Annotated in this window: 4 protein-coding genes; all 4 read left to right on the plus strand. The window is 58.7% G+C overall.

Annotated features, from left to right (window positions below; all coding sequences use genetic code 11):
- The coding region (gene rlmD / locus AAC035_RS18710) for a 23S rRNA (uracil(1939)-C(5))-methyltransferase RlmD (protein WP_339806624.1) at nucleotides 1-891 on the plus strand (891 nt) is incomplete at its 5' end.
- A gap of 87 nt (nucleotides 892-978) precedes the next feature.
- On the plus strand, nucleotides 979-3,216 hold the full coding sequence (gene relA, locus AAC035_RS18715) for a GTP diphosphokinase (protein WP_339806625.1): 2,238 nt from the start codon (nucleotides 979-981) through the stop codon (nucleotides 3,214-3,216).
- On the plus strand, nucleotides 3,213-4,088 hold the full coding sequence (gene mazG / locus AAC035_RS18720) for a nucleoside triphosphate pyrophosphohydrolase (RefSeq protein ID WP_339806627.1): 876 nt from the start codon (nucleotides 3,213-3,215) through the stop codon (nucleotides 4,086-4,088). Before relA ends, mazG begins: the two co-directional genes overlap by 4 nt.
- Before the next feature lie 248 nt (nucleotides 4,089-4,336).
- Nucleotides 4,337-4,687 (plus strand): pilin assembly protein, encoded by a 351-nt coding sequence (locus tag AAC035_RS18725; RefSeq protein WP_339806628.1) that lies wholly within the window; start codon nucleotides 4,337-4,339, stop codon nucleotides 4,685-4,687.
- Nucleotides 4,688-4,830: the final 143 nt, after the last annotated feature.

Here is a 4,830-nt window from a genome sequence, read left to right on the forward strand (position 1 = left end):
GTGGGTTTCCGGGAGAAGCGCAACAGCTTCCTGGCGGACATTGAACGTTGCGTGGTGCTGGATCCGCGGGTCGGCGAGCGCATCACCGATCTGCGTGAACTGATCCATGGCATGGAGGCGTTTGACACCATTGCCCAGGTCGAGGTGGCCTGCGGTGACGACGAAGTGGCGCTGGTGTTCCGCAACATGAAAGACCTGAGCGCTGCCGATCACTCGGCGCTGGTCGACTTCGGTAAGGCCCGGGACTTGCATATCTATCTGCAGCCCAAGGGTCCGGATACCGTGCACCGGATCTGGCCAGAGGGCGGACTGGAACGGCTCAGTTACCGGCTGCCCGACTTTGACCTGACCATGACCTTTCATCCCATGGATTTCACCCAGGTCAATGCCGATATCAATCAGCGTATGATCGCGCAGGCGCTGGACTGGCTCGACCCTCAGCCCGACGAACGGGTGCTGGATCTGTTCTGCGGCCTGGGTAACTTCACCCTGCCCCTGGCCCGCAAGTCCGGCCAGGTGGTTGGTGTTGAAGGTGATGATGCCATGGTGGTCAGGGGCCGCGAGAATGCCGCACTGAACGGGCTCGACAATGTCCGCTTCCACGGTGCCAATCTGCAGGGTGATTTTACCGGCGAACCCTGGGCCGCCGAGGGTTTTGACAAGATTCTGATTGATCCGCCCCGTTCCGGTGCCGAAGAGGTGTGCGAGCACCTGACGGCGTTTGGTGCCGGGCGGATCGTGTACGTTTCCTGCAATCCGGCGACTCTGGCCCGGGACGCAGGAGTGATCGTCAGCAAGGGGTATCGCCTGGTCAAGGCGGGCGTGATGGATATGTTCCCCCACACCACCCACGTGGAATCGATGGCCCTGTTTGAACGAAAAGCGCGCTGACAGGTCTGATCAACCGCTCATTCACCGGACCGCGCGCTCAGCCCGTGGGCCTGGTGGATACGATACGTCTGATACAGTGAATATGGCATGGTAAAAGTACGGGAAGACTACGCTGTTACCGAGGACGGCCAGGTAGACATAGAGAGCTGGGTCCAGAAAATCGCATCCCAGACCCGGCTCGATGACATGGACCAGTTTCGCCGGGCTTGCGAGCTCAGTGCCGAAATAGACCTGCGTGCGGTGCAGGAAGACCGGCTGTGGGCCCCCGGTTCCAGCAGTTTCCGTACGGGCATTGAAATGGCCCAGGTACTGGTGGAGCTTCATCTGGATCAGGCCAGTCTGGTGGCCGCCATCCTGTACCGGGCGGTCAGGGAGGGTCGCGTCGGGCTCGAGGAAATCCGCACCGAATTTGGTGATGAGGTGGCCGGTCTGATTCAGGGCGTGGTCCAGATGGCCGCCATTTCGGCGATTCATCATCCGCTCAAGGGCAATGTCCTGGGGCAGAGTGAAGGTCAGCTGGACAATGTCCGCAAGATGCTGGTCACCATGATTGATGACGTCCGGGTGGCGCTGATCAAACTGGCCGAGCGGACCTGCGCCATTCGTGCGGTCAAGGACGTCTCGCCGGACAAGCGTATGCGGGTTGCCCGGGAAGTGTTTGATATCTACGCACCGCTGGCTCACCGACTGGGTATCGGCCATATCAAGTGGGAACTGGAAGATCTGTCGTTCCGCTACCTGCACGAATCCGCCTACAAAAAAATTGCCAGGCAGCTGGATGAAAAGCGCCTGGACCGTGAGGGGTACATCCAGCGCGTGCTCAAGGAACTGGGCGACGAACTGCGTGATTCCGGTGTGAAGGCCGAACTGGCAGGGCGCGCCAAACACATATACAGCATCTGGCGAAAGATGCGTCGCAAGGGCATCGAGTTCGGCCAGGTTTATGACGTCCGTGCGGTACGGATTCTGGTGCCGGAAGTTCAGGATTGCTACGCGGCCCTGGGTATTGTGCATACCCTCTGGCGTCATATTCCCAACGAGTTCGATGACTACATCGCTAATCCCAAGGAAAATGGCTACCAGTCGCTGCATACGGCGGTAGTGGGGCCCGAGGGCAAGGTGATGGAGGTACAGATCCGCACCCACAAGATGCACGAGGAAGCCGAACTGGGCGTCTGCGCCCACTGGCTCTACAAGGGGACGGACACCGGTAACCGGTCAACCGGCTACGACGCCAAGATCAACTGGCTGCGCCAGGTGCTGGAGTGGCAGGAAGACCTGGGTGACCTGTCCGGGCTGGCGGATCATCTCACCAGCGACATTGCCTCGGATCGGGTTTATGTGTTCACACCGGAAGGTCATGTGGTGGATCTGCCCCAGGGCGCGACCGCCGTGGACTTTGCTTACCGGGTCCATACCGAGGTAGGTCACGCCTGCCGTGGAGCCCGTGTCAACGAACGCATCGTACCCCTGACCTATCCCCTGAAAACCGGTGATCAGGTCACTATCCTGACCTCCAACAATCCGGCGCCCAGCCGTGACTGGCTGAACCCCAGTCTGGGCTATATCCAGACGTCACGGGCGCGGGCCAAGGTGACCAGCTGGTTCAAACAGCAGGATCGCGGGCGCAACATTGTCGATGGCCGGGCGATTCTGGAAGACGAGTTCAAGCGCCTGTCACTTTATGACACGGACCTGAACGTGCTGGCCAGGAAGGTAAATTATACCGACGCCGAAGATATGTTCGCGGCTGTCGGTGCTGGTGATCTGCGCCCGACCCACGTCGCCAATGTTGCGCAGCAGATGCTGGAGCCCAGGGAAAAACAGCTGGATCTGAAACTGCTGGGCAGCAAGAACCGCAGTTACGACACCGAGTCCGATATCCAGATCCGCGGTGTCGGCAAACTCAAGACCCAGGTCGCCAAATGCTGCAAGCCCTTGCCGGGTGATCCGATCGGCGGTTATATCACCGTGGGACGCGGCGTCACCGTGCATCGTCAGGATTGCATCAGCTTTCTGCATCATCGGGAGTACGAACCCAACCGCATCATCGAGGTGAGCTGGGGAGGCCAGCCAGAGGCGGTCTACCCGGTGGACATCCAGATTGATGCCTATGATCGCTCCGGCTTGCTGCGGGATATTACCGAGGTCCTGTCAGGGTCCCGCAGCAACGTACTGGCCTTGCAAACCCTGACCAATACCGACGACAACACCGCCACCATGCAGGTGACCGTCGAGATTTCCAGTCTTGAGCAACTGGCCCGGCTGCTGGCCCAGATCCGCAACCTGCCCAATATCATCGACGTCAGGCGCAAACGATCATGACCCAGACCCCCGATCCGGATCGCGAAAGTTACACCCTTGCTGATCTTAAAACCCTGATGGCGCGCCTGCGGGACCCGGAAACCGGTTGCCCCTGGGATCTTGAGCAGACCTTTCAGAGCATTCTCCCTCATACCCTGGAAGAGGCCCATGAAGTGGCGGATGCCATCGAACGGGAAGATTACCCGCACCTGAAAGACGAGCTGGGGGACTTGCTGTTTCAGATCATCTTCTACAGCCAGATAGGTACCGAGCAGGGGCTGTTTGATTTTGACGCCGTGGTCGACAATCTGGTGCGCAAACTGTTGCGACGTCATCCTCACGTGTTCCCGGACGGTACCCTGGCCAGCCGGATTGATCCGGATAACCGGCCGGACCAGGACGCCATCGCCCGGAGCTGGGAGCAGATCAAGGCGGCGGAACGCGCACTCCGGGACGAGCCGGCGGATGCAGGTCCGGCGAGCCGGCTTGACGATATTCCCGGAGCCTTGCCGGCGATGGTGCGCGCGGAAAAACTGCAACGCCGGGCCGCCCGCCATGGCTTTGACTGGCCAGACATCGGCCCGGTATTTGCCAAGCTTGAGGAAGAGCTGGGAGAGCTCCGCGAAGCCTGGTCCGAGGCCCTTGAAAACCCTGACAAACGGGATGCACTGGAGGACGAGTTGGGTGACCTGATGTTCGTTTGTGTCAATCTGGCCCGATTCCTGAAAGTAAATCCTGACACCGCCCTGCGTCGTACCAACCGCAAATTCGAGACCCGTTTCCGGGCCATCGAGGCGGCACTGGCAGAGCAGGGCAGGGAGCTGGAGCAGGAAAGCCTGGAGGCACTGGATGCCATCTGGCAGTCGGTTAAGGGTGTTGAAAACAAGCGCTGAAGGTGCGCAGAAAAATATGACCAGAGGAGACGCGATCGTGTCAGGTGAGTCCGGAGGCGTCTTTTGCACCAGAAATGTGCGCTTCCGCACCATAATGTTGCACAATAAGTACAAATCGTTACCGACTTCCTGTCTTGTATTCAGCAGGATTCAACTACACTTTTTGTGAGAATCTGGTTGAGTCGAAGTCCTGTTTAACGGATTTCAGAAACCAGGCAGCGGTTGACGACAGGCAGGAGTCGGTAAAGATGAAGATTAAAGATCTGATCAAATATTGGGATACCTACGCTCAGGGTCGCCTGACACAGGACGCCTATTTCATGAATCTGGCGGATGAGCATCATGAGGCATTGCAGCGGCTGGCCTCGTTGTATCCCATGAAATCTCCCCAGGATCTGATGCGTGATCTGATCTCTGCGGCTCTCGATGAACTCGAAACCAGCTTCCCCTACGTTCAGGGCAGCCGGGTCGTGGCCTATGATGAAGATGGTTTTGAAATCTACGAAGATGAAGGCCTTACCCCCAGATTTGTTGCCCTCAGCCAGAAGCACATTGCCCGACTGAAGGCCCGCCAGCTCGGATCCGTTTCCGTCGCCTGAATCTGAAACCTGATCCGGACATTGCGAGCTTCTCAATGTCCGGATCAGGTTTCAGAGCTGCTGAACGGATCTGTCTGCCACCACTAGTCCGTCAATCCTTTTTCAGTCGGTCACTCAGGGGTGAGGCTTCGGCCAGGTCATCC

Source organism: uncultured Marinobacter sp. (assembly GCF_963974375.1).
In the GTDB taxonomy this organism is placed as follows: domain Bacteria; phylum Pseudomonadota; class Gammaproteobacteria; order Pseudomonadales; family Oleiphilaceae; genus Marinobacter.

What these genes read in the sequence shown, in the direction of transcription:
- relA (WP_339806625.1), top strand. Translation starts at nt 979, where the DNA reads ATGGTAAAAGTACGGGAAGACTACGCTGTTACCGAGGACGGCCAGGTA.
- mazG (WP_339806627.1), top strand. Translation starts at nt 3,213, where the DNA reads ATGACCCAGACCCCCGATCCGGATCGCGAAAGTTACACCCTTGCTGAT.
- AAC035_RS18725 (WP_339806628.1), top strand. Translation starts at nt 4,337, where the DNA reads ATGAAGATTAAAGATCTGATCAAATATTGGGATACCTACGCTCAGGGT.